This is a genomic window from Bradyrhizobium sp. USDA 3364, assembly GCF_054056355.1.
This window is the reverse complement of record NZ_JBSRYG010000002.1, coordinates 1,053,721-1,076,775: the sequence shown is the minus strand read 5'-3', so window position 1 is coordinate 1,076,775 and position 23,055 is coordinate 1,053,721. Positions and strand designations below refer to the sequence as shown.

General features: G+C 59.1%; 14 protein-coding genes and 8 pseudogenes. 13 read left to right on the top strand and 9 right to left on the bottom strand.

The window, feature by feature from the left end:
- Window positions 1-28 precede the first annotated feature (28 nt).
- Window positions 29-235 (bottom strand): hypothetical protein, encoded by a 207-nt coding sequence (locus ACVILL_RS05210; RefSeq protein WP_456734476.1) that lies wholly within the window; start codon window positions 233-235, stop codon window positions 29-31.
- Here ACVILL_RS05210 and ACVILL_RS05205 point away from each other — a divergent pair.
- Both ACVILL_RS05205 and ACVILL_RS05200 read left to right on the top strand, forming a co-directional pair.
- Window positions 143-695: pseudogene (locus tag ACVILL_RS05205) on the top strand (L-serine ammonia-lyase, iron-sulfur-dependent, subunit beta). The gene ACVILL_RS05210 and the pseudogene ACVILL_RS05205 sit on opposite strands and share 93 nt — an antisense overlap.
- Window positions 696-714: 19 nt before the next feature.
- On the top strand, window positions 715-834 hold the full coding sequence (locus ACVILL_RS05200) for an L-serine ammonia-lyase, iron-sulfur-dependent, subunit alpha (RefSeq protein ID WP_456728119.1): 120 nt from the start codon (window positions 715-717) through the stop codon (window positions 832-834).
- Between the two features lie 320 nt (window positions 835-1,154).
- Here ACVILL_RS05200 and ACVILL_RS05195 read toward each other — a convergent pair whose 3' ends face one another.
- On the bottom strand, window positions 1,155-1,958 hold the full coding sequence (locus ACVILL_RS05195; protein ID WP_456728118.1) for a Crp/Fnr family transcriptional regulator: 804 nt from the start codon (window positions 1,956-1,958) through the stop codon (window positions 1,155-1,157).
- 1,093 nt (window positions 1,959-3,051) lie between these two features.
- Here ACVILL_RS05195 and ACVILL_RS05190 point away from each other — a divergent pair.
- A complete protein-coding gene (locus ACVILL_RS05190) occupies window positions 3,052-4,224 on the top strand; it encodes a M20 aminoacylase family protein (RefSeq protein WP_456728117.1) in 1,173 nt (390 codons plus the stop codon).
- A 1,344-nt stretch (window positions 4,225-5,568) separates the two neighbouring features.
- Here the strand turns inward: ACVILL_RS05190 and ACVILL_RS05185 are convergent.
- From ACVILL_RS05185 to ACVILL_RS05175, 3 pseudogenes are all read right to left on the bottom strand, one after another.
- Window positions 5,569-6,595, bottom strand: a pseudogene (locus tag ACVILL_RS05185) (IS110 family RNA-guided transposase).
- A gap of 100 nt (window positions 6,596-6,695) precedes the next feature.
- Window positions 6,696-8,018, bottom strand: a pseudogene (gene tnpC, locus ACVILL_RS05180) (IS66 family transposase); the annotation flags it as partial.
- A gap of 214 nt (window positions 8,019-8,232) precedes the next feature.
- A pseudogene (locus tag ACVILL_RS05175) lies at window positions 8,233-8,451 on the bottom strand (transposase); the annotation flags it as partial.
- 264 nt (window positions 8,452-8,715) lie between these two features.
- Here ACVILL_RS05175 and ACVILL_RS05170 point away from each other — a divergent pair.
- Window positions 8,716-9,933: an IS110 family RNA-guided transposase gene (locus ACVILL_RS05170; protein ID WP_456734174.1), complete on the top strand. Its 1,218-nt coding sequence runs from the start codon at window positions 8,716-8,718 to the stop codon at window positions 9,931-9,933.
- Here the strand turns inward: ACVILL_RS05170 and ACVILL_RS05165 are convergent.
- Together ACVILL_RS05165 and ACVILL_RS05160 are read right to left on the bottom strand one after the other, a co-directional pair.
- Entirely contained in the window at window positions 9,912-10,235 is a 324-nt protein-coding gene (locus ACVILL_RS05165; protein WP_456728116.1) for a hypothetical protein, read from the bottom strand. The genes ACVILL_RS05170 and ACVILL_RS05165 overlap by 22 nt on opposite strands.
- An 11-nt stretch (window positions 10,236-10,246) precedes the next feature.
- Window positions 10,247-11,249 (bottom strand): annotated as a pseudogene (locus ACVILL_RS05160) (IS256 family transposase); the annotation flags it as partial.
- 547 nt (window positions 11,250-11,796) lie between these two features.
- Between ACVILL_RS05160 and ltrA the strand changes: the two are divergent.
- From ltrA to ACVILL_RS05145, 3 genes are all read left to right on the top strand, one after another.
- Entirely contained in the window at window positions 11,797-13,206 is a 1,410-nt protein-coding gene (ltrA, locus tag ACVILL_RS05155) for a group II intron reverse transcriptase/maturase (RefSeq protein ID WP_456728115.1), read from the top strand.
- Between the two features lie 70 nt (window positions 13,207-13,276).
- Window positions 13,277-13,456 carry a hypothetical protein gene (locus tag ACVILL_RS05150; RefSeq protein WP_456728114.1) on the top strand — a complete coding sequence of 60 codons (180 nt, stop codon included), beginning with the start codon at window positions 13,277-13,279 and terminating at the stop codon, window positions 13,454-13,456.
- A 1,012-nt stretch (window positions 13,457-14,468) separates the two neighbouring features.
- Complete coding sequence (locus ACVILL_RS05145; RefSeq protein ID WP_456728113.1) at window positions 14,469-15,251, top strand: GntR family transcriptional regulator; 783 nt, start codon at window positions 14,469-14,471, stop codon at window positions 15,249-15,251.
- A 73-nt stretch (window positions 15,252-15,324) separates the two neighbouring features.
- On the opposite strand, the pseudogene ACVILL_RS05140 reads toward ACVILL_RS05145, so the two are convergent.
- Window positions 15,325-15,792 (bottom strand): annotated as a pseudogene (locus tag ACVILL_RS05140) (transposase).
- 40 nt (window positions 15,793-15,832) lie between these two features.
- On the bottom strand, window positions 15,833-16,201 hold the full coding sequence (locus ACVILL_RS05135; protein ID WP_456728112.1) for a hypothetical protein: 369 nt from the start codon (window positions 16,199-16,201) through the stop codon (window positions 15,833-15,835).
- Between the two features lie 48 nt (window positions 16,202-16,249).
- Between ACVILL_RS05135 and ACVILL_RS05130 the strand changes: the two are divergent.
- The 6 genes and pseudogenes from ACVILL_RS05130 to ACVILL_RS05105 form a co-directional block, all read left to right on the top strand.
- Window positions 16,250-16,795, top strand: a pseudogene (locus tag ACVILL_RS05130) (integrase core domain-containing protein); the annotation flags it as partial.
- A 619-nt stretch (window positions 16,796-17,414) separates the two neighbouring features.
- On the top strand, window positions 17,415-18,476 hold the full coding sequence (locus ACVILL_RS05125; protein WP_456728111.1) for an ABC transporter substrate-binding protein: 1,062 nt from the start codon (window positions 17,415-17,417) through the stop codon (window positions 18,474-18,476).
- 220 nt (window positions 18,477-18,696) lie between these two features.
- Window positions 18,697-19,521 (top strand): ABC transporter permease, encoded by an 825-nt coding sequence (locus ACVILL_RS05120; protein ID WP_456728110.1) that lies wholly within the window; start codon window positions 18,697-18,699, stop codon window positions 19,519-19,521.
- Window positions 19,522-19,639: 118 nt separating this feature from the next.
- Complete coding sequence (locus tag ACVILL_RS05115; RefSeq protein ID WP_456728109.1) at window positions 19,640-20,341, top strand: ABC transporter permease; 702 nt, start codon at window positions 19,640-19,642, stop codon at window positions 20,339-20,341.
- A 149-nt stretch (window positions 20,342-20,490) separates the two neighbouring features.
- Window positions 20,491-21,591 carry an ABC transporter ATP-binding protein gene (locus tag ACVILL_RS05110; protein WP_456728108.1) on the top strand — a complete coding sequence of 367 codons (1,101 nt, stop codon included), beginning with the start codon at window positions 20,491-20,493 and terminating at the stop codon, window positions 21,589-21,591.
- 247 nt (window positions 21,592-21,838) lie between these two features.
- A pseudogene (locus ACVILL_RS05105) lies at window positions 21,839-22,961 on the top strand (MFS transporter); the annotation flags it as partial.
- Window positions 22,962-23,055 lie beyond the last annotated feature (94 nt).

Genomic DNA, 23,055 nt, shown 5'->3' with positions numbered 1-23,055 from the left:
GATTCATAGAGCGACTTGGTGGTGAAAATCAGGAAGGCATCTCGAATATACTCTTGGCTTCGACTATCAATCCTCGAACGAACTTCTCGAACAGTGCCGGATTCATTCCTGCACTATTGTCGAGATCGCCATGGCGAACGAGATTGCGCGCCGTGACGAGGAAGAGCCAATTCAGGAGATCGATCGCATCATCGATGTCATGATGAAGTGCATCGATCGCGGCCTTGCGCAGCACGGCGATCTCCCGGGTGGGTTACGCGTGCGAAGGAGGTCCGGCGCTCTCTTCGAAAGGCTGGAGAAAGCAGTTTTCAGCAATTTGCGGTCCACAAGCCGCCCCTTCGATCAAATATCGGTTTTTGCCATCGCAGTGAACGAAGAGAAAGCTGCTGGAGGGCGGGTCGTCACCGCTCCGACAAATGGGGCTGCCGGCGTCGTCCCCGCCGTCTGTTGCTACTACCGTGACCTCTGCGAGGACGCGACCCAAGGAGGGCTACGGACGTTCCTACTTGTGGCAAGCGCTTATCGGAAGCATCATCAAACGGAACGGCTCTATTTGTGGCGCTGAAGTTGGTTGCCAAGGCGAGGTGGGGGCGGCCGCGGCGATGGCAAGTGCCGGACTCACAGTAGCCTTGGGCGGCACCAATGAACAGGTTGAGAACGCCGCCAAGATCGCCATGAGCATCACCTGGGAATGACCTGTGATCGGTCGGGGGCTTGGTTCAGATCCCTTGCATCGAGCGCAACGCCTTCGGTGCCATAAAGGCAGTCAACGCTGCTTACCTAGCTCTCGCTGGCGACGGCAGGCATCGCCGCTCTTTGCTGGAAGCTCGATAATGGTGTAGCCTTTGCACCAGAACGGATGCTGCGCGCGCCGGTTGGTGATTAGCCGGCTTCGACTGAATATCTGACTTCGATTTGTCCGGCGGCCGATTGGAGTAGTGCGATCTCCATTCGAGCAGCGCTCGCGCGCGAGCGAAAATATTGTGGTCAGGAGCCGTTGGAGATCTCCGCCCAAATCGTTGAAATAGGTCCCCTCCAGAGCCGCATGGTCGTGTCTGGTGATCTTCCTCTGTAGGCCGCTGGAGACGGTTCGAACTTACATGTTGTCGGCGAAACTGCGTTTGCAGCGCTGTTCGCCTCCCAAAGCGCCGTTCCTAGCTCTGTGGTTGTTTCATTAAAATCTTGGAGGCAGAAGAGGAATAAGCGCCAGAGATCAGCTTGTAGCAACAGCATGCCCTTTGCTCGAGGCAATTGCGATCGGCAATCTGCAAGACGCCACGCATCTTTCGGATCAATCCTTGTTCTTCGAATCGGATTAGAGTTTCGGTTACGCCAGCGCGACGCAATCCCAAGGCTAACGAAAGGTAGTCGTGGGTGACTGGAAGCACGTTAGCGTCAAGAGCATCACTGGCCAAGCAGAGCCAGCTTGCTAGCCGCTTTTCACGATCGTGCCGAACCCCGCAAAATCCCGCCTGAGCGCACTGCAATGTCAAGGCTTGAACGTAGCGCACCAGCTGCTCTCTAATCTCTGGACATTCGTTCATTACCCGATGCAAATCGGCGACACGAATCCTGTGCGCTCTCCCAGGGAAAAGCACGACGGCTTGATATGTTGAAAGAATGCCTCCCACTGGGAGCGAAGCGCCGACCGCTCCCCGATGTCCGACCACGGCGGTCTCGAGAATACCTCCCGACGCGACAATTCTCAGCGAGACGAGACCGGATTCTATAAAATAGACATAATCAACCGATCTTCTCGGCTCCTGAAGAACCATCCGTTCTGTCAACACGATCGGTTCGAGAAATTCTCCTAATGCTACAAGATCTTGCGGACAGAGTCGCGCGAGGATTGCGTTGCTGAGAGAGGACCGCATAGTTTGATGCGTGCCACCAGACCAAGATAGCATCGATAAGTTGCTCTGTTCCCGAGTCACGACGTCGATCTCGATGTAAGCCAAATCGGGGGGCTGCGGCGGTAGAGAGGGAATGACAACCCCCGAACGAGCGACCAGTGCTGTTGGGCTGCTGGGGAACGGCTGCGACCTACAAGCCAACGTGTATCTTCAAGCCATTTGGCCCAGGTACCACAAAGGCACTTGGTCCATCTCCTCAGTTGTTGGCTCAGCAGAGCGGCGAATATTGCAGTTACGACGGCCGTACAAGGGCCAGCCAGCATCGACGCCAAGAGCAAGAATCTGTTCTCCGGTGCGCCGACATCGAGTACGTACAGCGGCTCAACAATCCGTCTGTTAATGTCAAGGAGCCCGTCGCTCCTTGCGGTGTCTGTATAGCTGCGAAGGCATCTCGCGCAGCCGTCTATGCGCAGCCAGCCACTCCTGTTGAAATCTGGACTTTTAAAAACGACGAGCTTGCGGTGCTCAATTTCGGTGCAAGAACCGGCTCCTACGGCGTCGAATTCAGCCGCGGGCTCCAATACAGATGAGCTCAGTACCGCATCGAGCGCGCTCCTTTCAGCAAAACCGAACGGTGCGAACCGCGCTTTCAGCACATCCATGGCTTTTCCTCCGTCACGACGAGCCCCGCTCTGCCCGCGCGAAGTCATATTGGGCAAGTGACGCTGCAGCTTCCAGCGACAGCCGCGACCCGTGGAAGAAATGGAAGCTGAGCTCAAGGAGCTGTTGTGTTGTACTTAAGACCTTCCCGCCTCTCCTCGTGAGCTCATGCAGGTAAACCGTATCGATGGTTGGATCTCACGAAGAAGATATACCCAATATACATACCAGCTTTGCGTTGAGGAAGCAAGCCAAAACGAACGATCTAACGAACGGCTCTGGGCGCTAGCGAAGTTCGCCTTCGCGCGATTCAGAGGAGCGCATCATTTTTGCTCTTGCGTGAGCAAGCAGCATGATTATACTCCGTATACTAGGTATCTACAAGTGAAAAGAGGCCCTTGCACGGTGGGGGATGCTTGTCGCCGGCTCGGTCTTGCCTCAAGCATCACAAGGTCCGTCTCGCGATCGGCTTCTTTGTCCCCCGCTTGAGCAGAATGGCCGCTTCGATGGCGGCTACGACTAAACATGGGAGTGCAACATGCCCGCGGTTAATCGATTTGCCGACCTCCACCCTGAGATCACAGGATGGCGCCGCGATATCCATAGTCACCCCGAGCTTTTGTTCGACGTCCACCGGACGGCCAAGATGGTCGCTGCGAGACTGAAGGCGTTCGGTGTTGATGAGGTCGTGACCGGCGTCGGCAGGACCGGGGTGGTTGGTGTCGTCCGGGGCAAGCAGACAGATTCGGGGCGCGTCATCGGCATGCGTGCCGATATGGATGCACTCCCCATCGTGGAAGCGACAGGTCTGCCCTATGCTTCCAAGGTTAGAGGTCGAATGCATGCCTGCGGCCATGACGGGCACACCGCAATGCTACTCGGCGCCGCCAAATATCTTTCCGAGACGCGCAACTTCAACGGCGCGGCGGTCGTCATCTTCCAGCCGGCAGAAGAAGACGGCTGGGGGGCGCGCGCGATGGTCGATGATGGCCTGATGGAGCGCTTTGGTATCCAGGAGGTCTATGGCATGCACAACATGCCGAGTGTGCCGGTCGGCGAGTTCTTTCTCCGTCCAGGTCCTTTGATGGCGGCCTGTGACAGGTTTACGATCGACATCGAAGGCCGAGGGGGGCATGCTGCGCTCCCCAACGCCTGCATCGATACCACTCTTATCGGAACGCAACTTGTCAATGCGCTCCAGTCGATCGTGTCGCGGAATGTCTCGCCAATCGAATCGGCCGTCGTCTCGGTGACCTCACTTCATACTGACGGCGACACCTACAACGCCATCCCGCAAACGCTCCAAATCAAGGGTGCCGTGCGCACGCTCAATGCCGAAGTGCAGGATATGATTGAGGAGCGGATGAAGCTCATCGTGGACCATACGGCCAAGGCTTTTGGTGCGAAGGCAAATATCCATTATGACCGCCGCGTTCCGATCACCTGCAACGCTGAAGCTCAGGCATCGTTTGCCGCGGATGTGGCCTCGGAGGTAGTGGGAGAGGCGCGCGTCACTCGAAACTGGCCACCGCTGCTTGCCGGTGAGGATTTCTGCCATATGCTGAACGCTCGTCCCGGCGCCTTCATCTTTATCGGCAATGGCGATACAGCGGGCCTCCACCATCCAAAATTCGATTTCAACGACGAAGCTATCCCCTTTGGCTGCTCCTACTGGGCGAAGCTCGCTGAGCTCGCCATGCCAGCGACGTAATCTTGATTTGCTATATTAAATGACGCTGTCGGCGTTTCCAAGAACGGAAGTTGACCTGAGTCTGTAGCTGTCGTTGTTGGGAGAGAGTCTGGGGCTCTCCCGAGAGAGCGAGCGATTTCATATCACGTGCAAGCTGCTCGAAACCTCCATGACCTGAGCAAGCGATATGCGCAAGAGCGCGCCGAACGGCCGATCAATATCCTCAGAAATTCCGATGGGGCACCCATGCATATGAGCCGTTTGTCGCGCGTAGGCCATATTCATGTCGCCAGCCACCCTGATCGGCAACACGATCGAGGCCACTTTGTGCATCCTGTACACGAGCGTCTAAGGTGCGAATTCGTTTGCTGCATTCAATGCAGTTCCAAGCAGCACATTGTTCAGGAATTCCCAACTACGACGCTCTACATTGCCGTCTGTAACTCGGTCCCAAGCTTGATATTGGGATTTATCGTCGCGCTGCACTTTCCAAGTGGGATCCTCAGCACGTACTTGTTTTCAACATGATGGGCACGCTTGTAGGTTTGGCTATCGTTCCGCTCGTTCTCTGCCGGTTCTGGCTGGCTTCCAGCGATCGACCGTGCCAGTCCTGACCGACACGAGGGTCTTCAGACCGCGCTGACCGAGTTGCTCAACCAGCTACCAGCAGGTGCCAAGCTCAAGCTGCACGCTGCCAATGTTTTCGAATCCGCGTGGCACGCTCCGATGATGAACCGTCGCTGGCGCATTCGCAGCCTGCCTTCCTTCAGGCAAAACTGGAGCCAGGCGCCAACGTCACGGCCAGACCGTATAGGTCTTTTGTTAGTTCAATCCGGAAAAACCGAGAATTCTCGCGGCGCCCGCCCCGGGCCTGTTGCGGGATAGCGCCCCGAGCCCGCCGGCCACCAGCCGCGCGATCGGCAGCGTACAGAGGTCAACGGTCTCCTCGGCGTACCCATACGACGAAGACTGCCTGATTGACGCATGCGCGCGGGGGCCGGGTAGCGCTATGATAACGCTGCGCGAAGGTTAGGCAGCTTGCTGATCGGTGGGTTCGTCGGCTTGGCGCGGGAGCTTCCATTCCCATATGTGGACGGCCCCCTCCTTGCAAGATATTGTTCAGTGATTTGACGGATCGCTTGCCTCCATATGTCCGGCCTTCGCATGCGGTCGCACATGACCGCTGGCCAAGATGGGTTCCGCAACGCGTGTTCCTAACAAGGCAGCGACCTCGGAGGGCCACTGGGAATGACGGAGTGTCACGCGAGTTTTGGATCGATCGATCGCACCATCTGCTCTTTTTATGCAAGTTCACAGCATCAGCGCAACACGGTGGTTTCTGTTCTCACCGTGGTCGCCAATCCTCTATATAGCCTTTGGTTGTTCCTCCATTCGCCGATACGTTTCACCACTCACCATGAGCTTCCAGGCAGAGCGGGCGATCTTGTTGGCAAGCGCCACGGCGACAAGTTTAGGGCTTTTTCGTTGCAGCAGGTCGGTAAGCCATTGGGAGGCATGTTTGCTTCGACTTGCTCTTACATGCTGAAGAAGAGCGATCGCGCCGACCACCAATGTGCTCCTCAACATTTCGTCGCCGGCACGTGTAATGACCCCAAGCCTGACCTTGCCGGCCGTCGAATGATCTTTGGGTGTGAGCCCTATCCAAGCGGCAAAATCGCGGCCAGACTTAAACATTCGAGGGTCTGGTGTCTTCATCATCAAGAGTGATGCACCAACAGGACCGACACCGGGAATTTTCGCAAGACGCTTGCTGCATTCATCGGCGCGGTGAAGTTCCATTCTCGACCGACCTGATTTGCGACAGCAGATCTCGATATTCATCACGATGCATGGCAAAAAGCTCCCGAGCGAGCTCCGGCAGCGATTGCTCATTCGCTAATCGCTCCAATAGCGGTTCGATTCTGCACATGCCCCTGGCCGCGATGATACCAAATTCCATAGCAAAGCCGCGAATGGCATTGGCCATCTGTGTCCGATTGCGGATAAGCCTCTCTCGCATTCCAACTAACGTCAGCGCTGCCTGCTGATCTGCGGTTTTCACTGGAACGAACCGCATGGTGGGTCGGCTCATCGCCTCGCACAAAGCCTCTGCATCCGCCGCATCATTCTTGCCGCGCTTCACATCCGGCTTGGCCAGCTGAGGCGCGATCAATTTCACTTCGTGCCCAAAGGAAGCTAATAGTCTTGCCCAGTGGTGAGCGCCACCGCAGGCTTCAAGAGCAACGGTAGTGGGCGCCGCCTTCTCGAAAAACCTTACCATCTCTCGACGCGAGAGCTTCTTGCGCAGGATTGGCTTCTCAGCTGCGTTCACGCCATGCAACTGGAAAACGCTCTTTGACGTATCCATGCCAATTCGACGTATCCATGCCAATTCGGATAATCTTTTCCACGGACGGTTTCCCTCGATTGAGAACTTCAACGAACTCACTCAGGCACATTGCGATGCCGGTTGGGAGCCGTCCACCCCAACAGGGCAGAAGTTCGTGCAGACGCGAAGCGGGAAGATCGGCGATCCGGGCGAGGAGGTCGGCGAGCCAGGCTTTGGGATCGACATCGTTAAGACGACAGGTGGTGATCATAGTCAGCATGATGGCGGCGCGTTCGGCGCCGCGCAGGCTGCCGGCGAAGGTGCAATTGCGCCTTCCCAAGGCGATGCCGCGCAACGCTCTTTCGGCGGCGTTGTTGCTGAGGCAGATCCTGCTATCGTCGAGGAAGCGGGCAAAGTCGGCCCAGCGCCTGAGCATGTAATTCGTGGGCTTCAGGACCTCGGAGGAGCGCGAGAGGGTTTCTCGCTCGCGCAGGAGCCAGGCGTGCATGTCGTCGAGCAGCGGCTTGCTTCTCTCCTGGCGCACGGCACGCCGCTCGTCGGCGCTGCGGCCGTTGATGGCGCGCTCGATCTCGAACAACGCATCGAGGCGTCTGACCGCCTCCAGCGCGATCGGGGAGACCGGTTTACCCTTGCTGCCTTCCCTGGCGTTCTTCTCGATATCGGCCAGTTCGAAGAAGCCCCGCCGCGCATGCGCGAAGCAGAATGCCGGCGTGATCGGCATAGCTTTTCTTTGCGGGACAACGGCTCGAAGCCGCTATAGCAATCGGCTTGCAGGATGCCGGCGAAGGCGGCCAGATGCTTCTGGGGATGCTCGCCCCGTCGATCGCTCGAGGCGTAATAGACCGCAGCCGGCGGCGCCGGCCCACCGTAGGGCCGGTCATCCCGCACATAGGTCCAGATCCGGCCGGTCGTGCACTTGCCCTTCGCCAGGATGCGGATGGTGGTGTCGTCGCCATGAAGGCGCTCGGCTGCGAGTCCATGACGCTCGATCAGCTGGAAGAGCGGCATGACGGCGAAGGTTCCGTGGCCGACCTGGTCAGCGAGCGTCGACAATGGCAGGTCGATCCTCTCGCACTTGAAGCGCGCGCTCTGGCGGTTGAGCGGGATATGCATGCCGAACTTGTCGAACAGGATCGTCGCCAGCAATTGCAGACCGATGAAGCCGCGCGGCGTGGTATGGAACGGTGCCGGCGGCTGGCTGATCTTCTCGCAATCGCGGCAAGTGAACTTCTCGCGCACGGTCCGGCCAGGGCTTGCGTACCGGCCGCTTGCGCGTGAAGGCGCGCACGCTCTGGGTTTTCGCCGCGGCGGCGCGCGCGGCAAGCTCATCCTCGCTCGCCGTGGTGGCGAGTTCTTCGAGTTCCAATTGTTCGATCAGCCGCGCCGTGCGCTCGGAGCGCTGCCCGTACAGTTCGCGCTTGAGTTTCTCGATCCGCAACTCGAGATGCGCGATCAGCGCCGCGTTACCCGCTCGACGCTACAAGCAGCTTCAGCGGGAGCTTGCCAAGTTTGCCGCTTCGGAGTTACCGGAAAAGCTGAGGGGCATACCGGCCGATGTGGGGGCTGAACGCTGGCAGTTGATCTGCGCGAGAGCTTTAACGTCGTCGCCCAGGATCGTGTCCCGTTGCGTGGTGTAGCTGGCGGCGGGAGACCGCGTTCACCGGCAAGAGCCGGGCAGGTCAGCTGGCGATCGCCGGAAGGCTGACAGTGGGATCATCGCTCAACGGCGCGATGGTTTCCAGCGTCATATAGCGAGCGCGCTGGACGGCCCATTCATCATTTTGCTCGAGCAGGATCGCGCCGATGAGGCGGACGATGGCGTCTTCATTGGGGAAGATGCCGACGACCTCGGTGCGGCGCTTGATCTCGCCGTTGAGGCGCTCGATCGGGTTGGTAACCGGTATGAGATTTCTTGGTGCCAACGTTCCGCTGCGATGTTCTACATCGTAGCGTATGGTGCGACCATCGGGACAGAGGCACCGGGAGCACGAAGGTGCGGGCAGGCCGATGCATACGATGAGCCGCGAGCTCGAGTTAGTAGCTGGCCGCCTCTGCGACTCGCCCGGTTGCGCTGAGAGCGCGAATCCGTAGTTGTCGTGTCGCCCGTAGCTCCCGTCATGTGGTCTGATTGGCAGGAGGTGCGAATGCGACGGGTGATTGGCATCGACGTCCACCGAACTTTCGGGGAGGTGGTGGTTTGGGAGGATGGCAGGCTCCGACATGCGGGCCGCATTGATATGACGCGGACTGCGTTGGAGGGATTTGGCAAGACCCTGCTGGCCAGTGATGAGGTGGTGGTCGAAGCGACCGCCAACAGCATGGCGGTGTCGCGGGTTCTGGCGCCGTTCGTGGTACGGGTGATTATCGCCAATCCGCTGCAGGTGAAGGCGATCGCCCAGGCTCACGTCAAGACCGACAAGATCGATGCCGGCACGCTCGCCAGTCTGCAGGCGGCCGGGTACCTGCCGCAGATCTGGACGCCTGACGCGGAGACGGAACGCAGGCGTCGGCTGGTGGCGCGGCGCTACCAGGTCGTGCGGCATCGCACGCGGCTCAAGAACGAGGTGCATTCGATCCTGCACGCGCACCTGATCCCGAAGTGCCCGCATGCCGATCTTTTCAACGCCCGCGGCCGGGCGTGGTTGGCCGCCCAACCGTTGCCGGACGATGAGCGCGCGGCGATCGATCGGCACGTCCGCGAGCTTGACCGGCTGGCGGAAGATCTGGCCCTGCTCGACCGCGAGATCGCGCAGGACGCCATCGACGATTCCGCGGTCAACAGATTGATGACGATCACCGGCGTCAACTTGGCGGTCGCTGCCGGCATCATGGCGGCGATCGGCGACATCAGCCGGTTCAACAGCCCGCAGAAGCTGGTGAGCTATTTCGGGCTGAACCCGCGGGTGCGGCAGTCCGGACTGGGCGCCGCCCATCACGGCCGCATCAGCAAGATCGGCCGCAGTCACGCGCGCGCCATGCTGGTCGAGGCGGCATGGGCAGCGGCCAAGGCACCCGGTCCGCTGCATGCGTTTTTCGTGCGCATCCGCGCCCGGCGCGGCCATCAGATCGCCGCGGTGGCCGTGGCCCGGAAGCTCACCGTGCTTTGCTGGCATTTGTTGACGAAGGGCGAGGATTACCTGTGGGCGCGCCCGGCACTGGTCGCCATCAAGACCCGCGCGATGCAGCTTCAAGCTGGACATCCGCAACAGAAAGGCAGCCGGCGTGGGCCAGCGTATGCCTACAACATCAAGGCATTGCGCGACCGCGAGATGTTGATTGCCGCCCAGGCAGAGCAAAGCTACGAGCGCTTGGTGACGCAATGGAAACCACGGCGGCCAAAAACCGGCGCGCGGGCGCCTCAGCTCGGCAGGACAAAATAGGGCAGCCTGGTGGCGCTTGCAGCCGATGCGCCACGCTTCGCCACGAGGTCGCCCGCGCCCGCCAAGGATAATCCCGCCTGACGGCAAGTGCCAGCGAGGAACGCAGTCCCGTTCCACGCCAGCATGCCGCCGTGCTCGGGCCGGTCAAGGCCAAGCCTTGCGGTGGCCGCAAACGCGGCCAGCCTTGACCGCCCCTGCGCGCGGCGGCTGCGAGATCGGTGGCCGGGACGGAAGAATGGCCCGCGGCGCAGCCGAACAAAAGAATGGACGTACTCGATTTCTGCAATCGTCATCTCGGTCATGAAAAAAATCGCTTGTCCATCTCATCCGTCGAGTGCAGCTTGGTCCGGTGTTGCGGCGGGAACGCCATATAAGCGAGCACATCGGTCTCGGCCTCGTCGAGGAAGCCGGCAAGCTTGGGCAGCTTGGGACGAAGCTGGTCGGCGACCTTCCGCCACTGTGCTTGTGCGGCCTCGGCATCGTCCTGGGCGAACGCCGTGGCAATGAAGGCGGAGACGACGCGGCGGCCGCTCTTGCCGGCATGGGCCAATGCATTGCGCATGAAGTGCACGCGGCAGCGTTGCCAGCTGGCATTGAGCACCTTGGCGACGGTGGCCTTGATGCCCTCATGGGCGTCGGAGACGACCAACTTGACGCCACGCAAGCCCCGGCGAGCGAGCTTGCGCAGGAACGCCGTCCAGAACGTCTCGGCCTCGGAAGGGCCAATATCCATGCCGAGAACTTCGCGCCGGCCGTCGCTGTTGACGCCAACAGCGACGATCACTGCGACCGACACGATGCGCCCCTGCTGGCGCACCTTCACGTAGGTGGCGTCGATCCACAGATATGGCCAGTCGCCCTCGATCGGCCGGGCGAGGAACGCCTTCACCTTGTCGTCGATCTCCGCGCAGAGCCGGCTCACCTGGCTCTTGGAGATGCCGCTCATCCCCATCGCCTGGACGAGACCGTCGACCGAGCGGGTCGAGACGCCCTGCACATAGGCTTCCTGAACTACGGCGGTGAGCGCCTTCTCGGCCATCCGGCGCGGCTCCAGGAAACCCGGGAAGTAGGAGCCCTTGCGCAGCTTGGGGATGCGAAGCTCGACCCGTGCCGGCCCGGGTCTCCCAGGTCCGGTCGCGGTAGCCGTTGCGCTGGGCCAGCCGTTCGGGGTTCTTCTCGCCGTAGGCTGCACCGGTTTGGCCTTCGACTTCCAGCTCCGTCAGCCGCTGGGCAGCAAAGCCGATCATCTCGCGCAACAGATCGGCATCAGGGGTCTTCTCCACGAGCGTGCGCAGGTTCATCATGTCGTCGGTCATCGGTGGTTCCTCGGTTGCGTTGGCGTGTCGCAACCCGATCCTACCGGAGAACCGCCGGTGACCACCGCAAAGCCGCCCGCCCGCTACGGCGCTAGTTGAGGCGCGCGTCCGGGCGGCTTTGCTCTACCGAGCTACACCACCACCGGGGAGTACGTCATGCCAAGCTGATGAGTGCTTGTGGGTGCAAGTCCCATCCGGCCAAAGCCGCAGCAGGCGAGCCGGGACCGAGTCTTGCGGGCGTCGCGGCAACGCGGGGTCTGAAGTGTAGACAGGAGCCATGCGGGGTGCGGGAATGAGCCTCGAAAGGTGGATGTTCGCGGAGGCCGAGTGTGTTCCCTAGTCACGAAGGCTACACGAGCATCGTCGTTATGCGAGACGATGCCGCTCCGTCGGGGTCGATGGCCGAATCACGCATGGAAGGCAACCATCGGAACATGAGAGGCCCGACCGGGTCCGCTGGATTGGTCTCCAGTGGGGGACAGCGGCAAGGCACTGCCAGAGCCGCGGTCCGAGCTGAGGTCGGGAGTCGGACTGGTCCATACTACCTGTGAAGTCGTCGAAGGTAACGAGACGCATGGAGGGAAGGGACCAGCCCGAGGGGAGCCTGCGCGAGAAGGCCAGGGTCCGGACACAGAGCCGGGTCGCCTTGCCGCCGAACCTCAAGCGGGTGAACGCGGCGGCCAGCCAGGCCGCCCAAACCCGGTTCACGGCCCTGCTGCACCATGTCGACGAAGACGCTCTGCTTCGGGCGTTCCGACGACAAAAGCGGCAGGCCAGCGCGGGGGTCGATGGGGTGACGGTGGCGAAGTACGAAGAGGGGCTGACGGATAACCTCCGCGACCTCTGCGCACGAGTCCACACTGGTCGCTACCGGCCACAGCCGGTGCGGCGGGTCTACATTCCCAAAGCCGATGGCGGTAAGCGGCCTCTCGGTGTGCCGGCGTTAGAGGACAAGATCGTCCAAAGCGCGGTGGCCGAGGTGTTGAGCGCCGTCTACGAGGCCGACTTCCTCGGGTTCTCCTACGGCTTCCGGCCGGGGCGCAATCCGCACATGGCGCTTGATGCTTTGCATACAGCGATCATGAGTCAGCGCGTGAACTGGGTGCTCGATGCCGACATACGCAGCTTCTTCGACTCGGTCGACCACGAGTGGCTGTTGCGGATGGTGGCGCACAGGATCGCCGATCCTCGCATCTTACGGCTCATCGGGCTGTGGCTACGAGCTGGCATTCTTGAGAGCGGCGAGAAGCACGATACGGACAGGGGCACGCCGCAAGGGGCGGGCATTAGCCCGCTCCTTGCCAACATCTTCCTGCACTACATCCTCGATCTCTGGGTCCACCAATGGCGTCGTCGCCATGCACGCGGTCGCATTGTGACAGTGCGCTATGCGGACGACTTCGTTATGGGCTTCGAGAACAAGGCAGATGCGCAGGAAATGCTCTTGGCCCTCAAGGCGCGGCTGGCCAGCTTCGGCCTGACCCTACATGAGGGCAAGACGCGACTGATCGAGTTTGGCCGGTTCGCGGCCCTCTCGCGTCAGCGGCGCGGCGAGCGGCGACCAGAGACCTTCGCCTTCCTCGGCTTCACCCACTACTGCGGGCGGACCCGAGATGGCCGGTTCATCGTGAAGCACAAGACGGAAGGGAAACGCCTGACGCGTAAGCTGACGGCGTTGCGCCAGGAGGCCTGGCGGCTCATGCACGAGCCACTGGCCACGCAGCACGAGTGGTTCGCCGCTGTGCTGCGTGGACACTATGGCTACTACGGCAGGCCGCACAATTATCCAGCGCTCAACGGCTTCTACCGCGAAGTGCGTCGGACGTGGATGCGCTGTCTGAGACGGCGCAGTCAGAAAAGCCGGCGCATGGGCTGGTCGGAGTTCGAGACCCTGACGGCACGCTTCCGTCTGCCCGTTCCACGCATCACTCGCACTTGGGCGCAGGCGCGGATATGACGCGGGTTACCCTCGGGAAGAGCCGGGTGCGGGAAATCCGCCCGCCCGGATCTGTGAGGGCGAAAGCCGAATGGCTGAGCTACTCGACCACGACCTCGCCCAGCCCGGCAGGAGGCGAACACATATCGCGCCGGAGGGGAGCGGCAAGGCGTTCGCAGCGCTATTGCATCGGCTGAATCCGATGGCTCAGATGCTCGGCCTCTTTGATCAGTCAGCGGAGGCTGAGAGAATGGAGGATCGCCTGAACTAAGATGCTGACCCATCGACACAATCATTGCTCAAACCCGCTGCGACCCGGGGCCCTCGTAACGAGGTGTCGGGGGCAAGCCCAAAATCGCTCGCGAGTTCTGTCCATTGATCGTGTCGAAGGATGTCGTCTCATCAAAATATCGCTCCGGCAAGCCATCGGAATCGACTTAAAGTGCTCGCCGAACTTTGTAGGGACGGGCAAGCCTGTTTAATGGGGTTGACAGCGTATCACGATGGCGCTAGCTCTGAATACTGAGTATGTATTGCTCGGAGGGCTGCCCGCTTACGAAGTTGCATATCCGCTCCCCGAGCCGGAATATATGAGAAATACCTTGCTCGTCCTAAAGATCGAGATATGCAGGGTACGAGGCGGCCTAACGAACCGTTCAGTACTCGAAGTGACGAGGTCGCCCAATTCCTGCTCAATGTGTTGGCGATTCGATCAGCCAAACTCAGACTCGTGCGGCCAACGAGCACCGGTTTGTCATCGTCAATCCGACCAAGTGTCAAGATGGCTCGACTGATCGAAGGAATGAGCTCCGGGCGAGTTTGTTCTCCTCGTCTCAAGAACCGAACGCGACCACACCAAGAGCGCACTTACGCACGCAGTTGGTAACAGACGTGTCTCTCTCATTGAGAAGCTATCATCCTTTGTTTCCGCTCAACCGACGGCGCGAACAACAAGCCGAGCTCGGCAGCATGTCGCGGATGTTTGCATTCATCGGGTTGAGTATGGGCTCGCTCCCATCTGCCGCGTGCTGGCCGGTCACCCGACCCACTTTCATGCTCACGCGGGTCGCGTCAGGTTCGACCAAACGATCCGTCCGTATGCGCTGCGGGGCAGCGATCTGCACGGCGATCCGGCGGATCTGGAACGTGAACTTCTAGGTAAGACGTGCGCAAAATTTAGGAGTCGACACTAGTTGTAAGTGCTGGTGCCTTGGAAGAAGAGGATGGGTGGAAACCCTGCAGTCACGAACAGGCTGGACCTCGGGCGGGAATGGGTGATAGTTATGCGCCAACTTGATAGATCGGGACGAGGGACTGGAAGTGACCGGTTTCTTTATCGCTCCGTCTCGCGAAAATTGAGAGATTTGATCGATGCCGGAACGTACGCGACCGGCACGCAGCTGCCGAGCGCTGGTGACCTTGCCAGGGATTTCGGCGTCAGCATGATCACCATCCGCCGTGCAATTCGCGATCTGTCGCTTGAGGGGATTCTTGTCGGTCGACAGGGTCTTGGCGTCTTTGTCGCAAAGCGGCGCAGGATTGTGCGACTGCTTAGCCCAAGCAAGACCGTGCCATTCGAGGACGACCTGCGCAAGCTTGGTCTCACACCGGGCGTACGATTGCTTCAAGTGGCGCTGACCGATCCGAATGATGGCGACCCTTTCCAGCTTGGGGCATTGGGCGTCGGTTATCGGGTTGAGAGAATTATTCTCGCTGACGACGAACCGATTTGCCTTGATTCACTCTGGTTTCCCAAAGAAGTCGGCGAAGCGCTCATGCCGAAGGTCCGCGAGCAGCTTATGATGCCGTTTATCGAAGCGCTGAAGGCGTTCGACCATTTCGAATACCAGTTCGAAGGCGCGACGGCCACGGAAGAGCAGGCTGCACTCCTCGAGGTAACGCCAGGATTTCCAGTATTAAACTGTCGCACTGTCGCATTTCGGAAAGATGGCACGCCTTTGGTTGTGGGGTGTACCGTAGCACGCGCCGATCGCATCGTTTATCGGTTTTCTCTGGAGGCTAATGTCCGTGAGCCGAGTCGTCCTCGGCGGATGGGAAAACAATGAAGCCTCTGCGGCAAGTGCCGTTAGCTCGATCAGCGTGCGCTAGTTGGGTGCACTGATCTAAAGCGTGATGGCATTAAGTTCGATAGCCTGAATTTTTGAGGTAGTTGGCGCATTCCTCGGAGGTGAAGGCATCGAGTGCATGGCCGATTGCGGCGCAGACCGCGTCGACGGTTCGCGCGGCAGCTTTGCGGAGCAGGTGCTTGAGCTTGGCAAAGACCTGTTCGATCGGGTTCAGGTCGGGCGAGTATTTTGGCAGGAAGAAGAGTTTGGCGCCGACCGAACGGATGAGCTGGCTGCTTTGCTCCTGTGGCTGCCAAGGTTATCCCAAGACGACGATATCGCCGGGTCGAAGGACGGGCAGAAGCACCTTCTCGACATAGGTACGAAAGCTCACACCATCGATCGGCCCCTCGATGAACCATGGCGCATCAATCCGGTCGTGGCGCAGGGCCGCCAGGAAGGTCATGGTCTTCCAGCGGCCGTGAGGAACCTTGGCCGCAAGTCTGTGCCCGCGCAGGGCCCATCCCCGAAGCGGAGCCATGTCGGTCCGGGTCCAGGTCTCGCCGATAAAGACCAGCCGCTCAGCTTCGACGCGACCTTGATACTTTGCCCACTGGGCTCGCCGGCGAGCCATCTCGGGACGATCGCGTTCGCCAGCCGCCACGCTTTTTTTTGAAGCTGAGCTTCTCGGCATGCACGAAGTCCCACACCGAGTGGTAGTCGACCTTCAGGCCGCGACCGGCAAGCTCGGCAACGAGACCGCGAATGGTGAAATCGCCGTCCCTGATCCGCTGCGACAGCCAGACTGCGTGGTCTCCCGAAACTGCCTTCGGCTTGTGCCCGCCCATCTGGCCAGGCTCAACGCTGCCGGTCTCCTCGACCCGCTGCATCCAGCCGATGGCAGTGCTGATCGCCACCCCAAACTGTTTGGCCGCCTGATTGCGGGACATTCCGCCTTCGATCGCGGCCACAACACGCTTACGGAGATCCAGAGAATAAGGCTTGCCCATGGTCGACGCTTCCGCATCCTCAACATCGTCGACGACGTCACCAAGGAATGCCTGGGCGCCATTCCGGACACGTCGATCTCGGGGCGGCGCGTGGCCCGCGAACTCACGGCAATCGTCGAGCGACGCCGCAAGCCAGGAATGATCGTGTCCGACCATGGCACCGAGTTCACCTGCAACGCCGTACTGGCTTGGTGCAAGGACGCAGCCATCGATTGGCACTTCATCGCACCGGGAAAGCCCATGCAGAACGGCTTCGTCGAGAGCTTCAACGGCCGGATGCGCGATGAGCTACTCAACGAGATTCTGTTCTTCGATCTCGACGACGCCCGCGCCAAGATCACCAATTGGGTCGCCGACTACAATCTCCAGCGTCCCCACTCGTCGCTGAAATACCTGACCCCCGCGGCCTACGCCGCCCACCTCACCGCAACGGACGCTCGGCTGCGCAACCCCGACCAGCTCCGCCGATCGTCCGTTGCTCCACCCGCGCCACTTGGCGTACAAAACTCCGAGACTCTAATTGCCGCTGAATGAAAAATCCAGGGGCAGGTTAATGCCATCGTGGTGTTCAACCGGGCACTCGCTGAACCGATTTTTATCGGCTGCGCGGGGCGGGACAGACCTGGTCGAAGATGCGTTTCGCTGCCGCGCAGCTGATCGCGTATACCGAGAATGATCTATCTGCGGCTGGCGACTAACGCGAGCGCTCGTGCCCGTCGCCTGTGGCAGGGGCTTGCGAACCTGCCCGAGGTGTAAGTGGTCGCGCCCGTTCAAGCCAATCTTGTGTTCGTTGCAATGCCGGAGAAGCTTGTCGAGGCGCTGGCCGCTACTGGCGTGCGCTCTGTATAGCAACCAGGGCGCGTCGTTTGACTGATGACACACCTTGATTGCGGCGACGCCGACGTCGATCAACTTATTGAGTTGGTAAGCAGATTAGTCTCTTCGGCGCGCGGATTGTCGGCTCAGTAGACCTCGAATTTCGCCAGCGCGCCGGATGGCTGTGGTGCTTCGAGCTCTCTTCCGACGAGCGCCGCTAGTGCCCCGGGCACCACACTCGGCCGTCGATAAATGATTTGATCCAGTAGACATACCTGATATATAGTGTATCACCAATGTGACAAACGACGGCGGCTCGAGCAAAGGGGAATTGCAGATGAAGAGTGTCGGCTCAAAACTCTCGCGTCGCTCTTTCCTAGTCGGAACGGCTGGCGTCGTCTCGGCAGCGACACTGATCAGAGTCTCTCGCGCCGCAGGGAGGTCCAACTCAGTTACGATGACTAGTTTCGGCGGCTCTTACCAGGACGCCCATGTCAAGGCGGTGATCGAGCCATTCACCAAGGAAACGGGAATCAAGGTCGACTTCGTGCCCGCCTTGCAGCTTGACAAAGTCAAGGCCATGCAGTTGACCGGCAATGTCGACGTCGATGTTTTTTTGAACACTGACGTCAGCGCCGCCTCCGGATCCAAACAAGGTTTTTGGGAGAAGCTCGATCCGGCCCTGTTCGACCTCAAAGATCTGGAAATCCCGCCAGCAACCGATCATGTTACGTTCGAAGTAGCCGGCAATTGCATAACTTGGGATCCAAAGAAGTTTGGTGACGGAAAGCATCCGAAAAACTGCGCCGAATTCTTCGATCTGCAAAGATTTCCTGGACGCCGCGCCTTGCGTGGCACTGTTCTGCTGGGCACACTCGAAATTGCGCTCCTCGCCGACGGCGTGGCGCCGAAGGACATCTACCCGTTAGATTTGGATCGTGCCTTCAAGTCGCTCTCTCGGATCAAGTCCCATCTCATATGGTCAGCCACTCCACCGCAGGACATCTCCTTGGTTCAGGGCGGAGAAGTCGATTTCGGTTTCGCGGGCAACAATCGGATCTTAGCGACGAATCGTCCGGGTGGCGGAACGCCATTGGCGATTTCTTTCGAGCAAACCATCAATCTTGGCGACGCGCTCGCAATCCTAAAGGGTGCGCCGAACAAGGAAAACGCGATAAGGCTGCTTGTCTATTACATGCGTCCGGAGGTTCAGGCTCGGCTATTCGATCTGCTGGGCACGATCCCAGTGTCCAAGAAAGCTTCAACCATGCTGTCGCCCGAGATACGCAAATGGCAGCCGGATTTGAACAGCCCCAACAACGTGATGGTCAACCGTACATATTGGGCTGAGAATTTCGAGTCGGTGAATCTACGTTTCCAAGAATGGAAAATGAGCTAAGTGTGTCGCTGTCGCAAGCGGTGCTCTATTTCCATCACCTGTGGCCGGAATGTCCCTGATTCGAACAACCGATTTGCGGCATTCGGGACCTGCTCATGCCAGTGACCGTTATCGCATACTTCTTTAAACAAAACTTCACAGGCCCCGCGGATTCTTGGCCATCCTTAAGGGCGATCCGAAGGGGCCATTCTTGATCTCTCAACAAGCCCTCGGAGCGCCCATGATCCGCACAAGTACATTGCGTGCGCAGGCCATATTCATGTCGCCAGCCACCTTGATAGGCGGCGCGATCGTTCTCCCGCCAGCTTTGTATATCCTCTACACAAGCGTCCAAGGTCCGAACTTTTCGCTTGCTACGTTCAACGCTGTGCTAAGCAGCACATTGTTCAGGAATTCCTTGGCTACGACACTGTATATCGCCGGCTTGTCGTCCATCTCGAGTTTGGTTTTGGGATTCGTCGTCGCCTTGCATCTTGCGCGTCAACCGGCGCGGCGCAGGTCGTTTTTCATGGTACTTGTCCTGCTACCATTTTGGACCAGCGTGTTGGTCAAATGCTTCGCATTTACGATAATCCTAGGCCGCAATGGAATTATCAATTCGCTCCTAAGTTGGGTCTTCAACGCAAGTATAAAATTACCACTTGTTTTCAACTTGACTGGAACGCTTGTGGGCATGACAAACTACCTCGTCCCGCTTGTTGTCTTGCCGGTCTTGGCTAGCCTGCTCGCGATCGATCCCGCCGTTTATCGAGCAGCATCCATCATGGGTGCAAAACCCGTACGCATTTTCTGGACAGTCACGGTTCCCATGAGCCTACCTGGCCTCTTCGCGGCTCTCGTCAGTATTTTCGTTATGTCTCTGGGGGCCTTTATCGTTCCCGCGCTGCTCGGCAGCCCCCGGGATATGATGCTGGCGAATCTGGTCGAATTCTATAACCGGGAGGTTCTGGACTGGTCCAAGGCGTCTGCAATCAGTGTGATTCTGCTCGCCATGGCCTTCATTCTCATCGCACCTGTTGCCGTTAGACGTCAACGAAAGGTCTGAGGTCTTGTTCGTATCTCACATTCACGACCCGCTTTCGCGCCGCTACCAAAGGATAGGGGCGGCACTCGCTGCGACGATCTATTTCTTTCTCCTTCTCCCGGTTGTGGTGACAATCCCCATGGCCTTCGGACCCACGAATGCGCTGGCGTTCCCGCCCGAAAGCTACTCCTTCGACTTATTCGAAATCTTCTTCGAGTCTTCCGACTGGACAAATCCATTGTTCCAAAGTCTCAAGGTCGCGGTCGCCAGTACCACGGTGGCGATGCTTGCCGGCGTGCCGGCCGGCTACTGGATCTCGCGCCACAAGTTCGCTGGCAAGAAGTTCATCATGGCCTTGATAATGAGCCCACTAATTGTGCCTCATATCGTAACGGGTCTCGGGCTTTTTCTCTACTTCTCGTATCTTCGCATCAGCGGTGCGACCGTTTCTATCGTCCTCGGCCACGTTATGGTTAGCTTACCCTTTGTGATTGTCATGATCGTGGCTGGAGTGAACAAACTGGACCGCAATCTTGAATTCGGCGCTGAATTGATGGGGGCCGGACCCATCCGGATGTTTCTGACGGTCGTTATTCCTCAACTCGTTCCCTCACTCGTGAGCGCCGCGTTTTTTGCGTTTCTACTGTCTATCGATGAAGTGATCATATCTTGGTTCTTGGCGGGCCCGAACACAGTCACGCTGCCCGTGAAGATGTACAGCGCTCTCCAATGGGAGGTGTCACCGTTGATTGCCGTGGTGTCTACTTTGCTAACTGCAATCTCCCTGCTGGTCAGTATTGTCGCGATCGCGCTGAGGAAAGGATCGCCGGTCGATATCTGATCGATCTGCACGACGACCGAAGCGCAACTATGAGGACAGGGTCTCGGATCATGCTACGGCTAGGGAAATGGGAATCAATTGGATACATCGGTCAACATGAACGCACCAGCGCGAGGGCGCACAACGCCTCCGATGAAAGTGTGATTGGGATGCATGACGGTGCTATTGCTGGCGGCCAGTCCGGGCACGCGGTCGCTCTTAGGGGCATATCGAAAACGTTTGGCCCGGTGACGGCTCTTCACCCGACCGACCTGAGCATAAAGAAGGGCGAATTCCTAACTTTGCTCGGCCCGTCGGGATCAGGTAAGACGACGCTGCTAAATTTGATCGCAGGTGCGAGCGAGCCGACAACGGGCACAATACTCTTGGACGGACGCGACATCACGCGCATGCCGCCACGCGATAGGGGCGTCGGTATGGTATTTCAAAACTATGCGTTGATGCCGCACATGACTGTGTTCGATAATGTCGCCTATCCGCTGCGCGTGCGTCGTCAATCTGCCAAATCGATTCACAACAGGGTGATGGAGGCACTTGACCGTGTTGGACTGCACGGCTTCGAAAATCGCAAACCCCGTCAGCTGTCAGGCGGTCAGCAGCAGCGCGTTGGTATCGCACGGTGCATTGTCTACTGTCCGGCCATTATCATGATGGATGAGCCCCTCGGAGCCTTGGATAAAAATCTGCGCGAGCAGATGCAGGGAGAGATTAGACGCCTCCACCGAGATCTGGGCACGACTCTCATCTATGTCACGCACGACCAGGAAGAAGCTCTGAACATGTCCGACCGCATCTGCCTAATGAATACGGGTGAGATCGCCCAGCTAGGGTCGCCGGATGAGCTCTACTTTCAGCCACGCAACCGTTTCGTGGCACAGTTCATCGGCGAGTCGAATTTGCTCGATGGAAGAATGACCAGCGATGGTCGAATGTTGATTTCTGGAATCCACTCCATTGCTGTTCCGACCAGTGCGCGGATCGATGGCCCGAACATTCTCGTGATGATCCGACCTGAGAAGTTGCGTGTAACCACCAATGACCATACCACCCGAGACGATGATAACGCGCTAAGCGGCGAGGTCATGAGCAGTTCGTTCATCGGCGGAACCACTCGCCTGACCGTTAAAGCTGAGAACGGCATCGATATGACGGCGAAGATGATGTCATGTCGTGCTGAAACGAGGCCTAAGCCTGGGACGCAGGTGCGCTTGTGCTGGTCATCCTCAGACATGGTAGTCCTCGAGAAGTGATGTTGGCAAGAAGGTCAAATGCTAACGGCTTAACAAGCGCGTCCGGCGAGCAGCCCTATCAAGCGCTTTCTCATGCGCGGGAGGAATTGCGAATGCTTTACGGTATTCGCCCGGATAGGTACGAGTGTCGAGCGACATCTATGAAGGAGACAGGGCGAGGAGATGCTTGGCTACTTGCGAGCGGATCTGCCCCAAACTGCCGCTGAACTGGGGCAAGCTCTCGGTTAGAAGTGCAGCAGGAGTCGAGATGATCGATTCGACGCACCGACCCGGTCTCGGTGGCATCATCGCCCGGTTGCGCTATCCGAGTTTTCGCCGCATCTGGTTCGCAAGCTTGCTCACGAATCTTGGCACTTTGATCCAAGGGGGTGGCGCGGCCTGGGCGATGGTTCTGATGACGCCATCCCGCGGATTGGGTTGCGCTGGTGCAGACGGCGCTCATGCTTCCCATGATACTACTATCTATGCTGGCCGGACCCATTGCCGACATGCATGACCGTCGCATGGTGGCGCTGGTTGCACTCTCGATTGAAATTTCGGGAGCAGCCGCACTGACTGTGCTCGACCTCTAAGGGCTTGCTACTCCGAATGTTCTGCTGGCGCTTTGCTTTGTGCTTGGTAGTGGCATGGCGTTAAGGGGCCCGGCTTGGCAATCCTCGGTAAGCGAGCAGGTGTCGGTGGACGCGTTGCCTGCGGCCGTCGCCCTGAATAGCATCAGCTACAATATAGCCCGAAGCGTGGGGCCGGCGATCGGCGGCATTTTGGTTGCCGCGGCGGGAGCAGGGGCGGCGTTCGCAGTCAACGCGCTACTTTATCTGCCATTAATAGTCGCGTTGCTTTTGTGGAAGCGCGTCGCCGAACCTACGCATCTGCCTACTGAAAAGCTCAACCGGGTGGTCATTTCTGGCGTGCGCTACATCATGAATTCGCCATCGGTCAGGATCGTTCTGAGCCGCGCACTGCTGACTGGTGTGATTAGTGGAGCGATCATCGCGCTGATGCCGCTAATGGTGCGCGATCTCCTGCACGGCGGCGCCAAGACATATGGCACTATGCTCAGCGCCTTTGGTCTCGGTGCTGTGATCGGAGCGCTCGTTGTCGCCGAAGTGCGTACGCGAATGAGTGGCGAGGCTGCAATTCGCGCTTGCGCTTTGTCTATGGGAGGGGCGCTCGCCACCGCGGCCCTTAGCCGCGAGCCAATTCTGACGGCGGCCGCGCTGGTTTTGGTGGGGACGGCGTGGACGATGACATGGCGGCTGTTTAACATTGGCGTGCAGCTCTCGCCGCCCCACGAGCTGGGTGGCTACTCGACAGCGGCAAGGACATGCTCTGCTGTCAACGCCTCGAGGTCTTGGCCAGGATGGCGATGGCGGAGCCGATCCAGAAAGCGCCGTGCGCCCAAGAGAACGCCCTCGCGGGACCTTGGCCCAAGGCCTCGTACCCTGCTCAGATAGTCAGAAAAGG

Bases quoted from the DNA above. Each gene is read 5' to 3' on its own strand.
- ACVILL_RS05165 (WP_456728116.1), bottom strand. From the start codon at position 10,235: ATGACCGAGATGACGATTGCAGAAATCGAGTACGTCCATTCTTTTGTT.
- ACVILL_RS05150 (WP_456728114.1), top strand. From the start codon at position 13,277: ATGGCTGAGCTACTCGACCACGACCTCGCCCAGCCCGGCAGGAGGCGA.
- ACVILL_RS05145 (WP_456728113.1), top strand. From the start codon at position 14,469: ATGCGCCAACTTGATAGATCGGGACGAGGGACTGGAAGTGACCGGTTT.
- ACVILL_RS05125 (WP_456728111.1), top strand. From the start codon at position 17,415: ATGAAGAGTGTCGGCTCAAAACTCTCGCGTCGCTCTTTCCTAGTCGGA.
- ACVILL_RS05135 (WP_456728112.1), bottom strand. From the start codon at position 16,201: ATGTCCCGCAATCAGGCGGCCAAACAGTTTGGGGTGGCGATCAGCACT.
- ACVILL_RS05110 (WP_456728108.1), top strand. From the start codon at position 20,491: ATGCATGACGGTGCTATTGCTGGCGGCCAGTCCGGGCACGCGGTCGCT.
- ACVILL_RS05190 (WP_456728117.1), top strand. From the start codon at position 3,052: ATGCCCGCGGTTAATCGATTTGCCGACCTCCACCCTGAGATCACAGGA.
- ACVILL_RS05120 (WP_456728110.1), top strand. From the start codon at position 18,697: ATGATCCGCACAAGTACATTGCGTGCGCAGGCCATATTCATGTCGCCA.
- ACVILL_RS05115 (WP_456728109.1), top strand. From the start codon at position 19,640: ATGGCCTTCGGACCCACGAATGCGCTGGCGTTCCCGCCCGAAAGCTAC.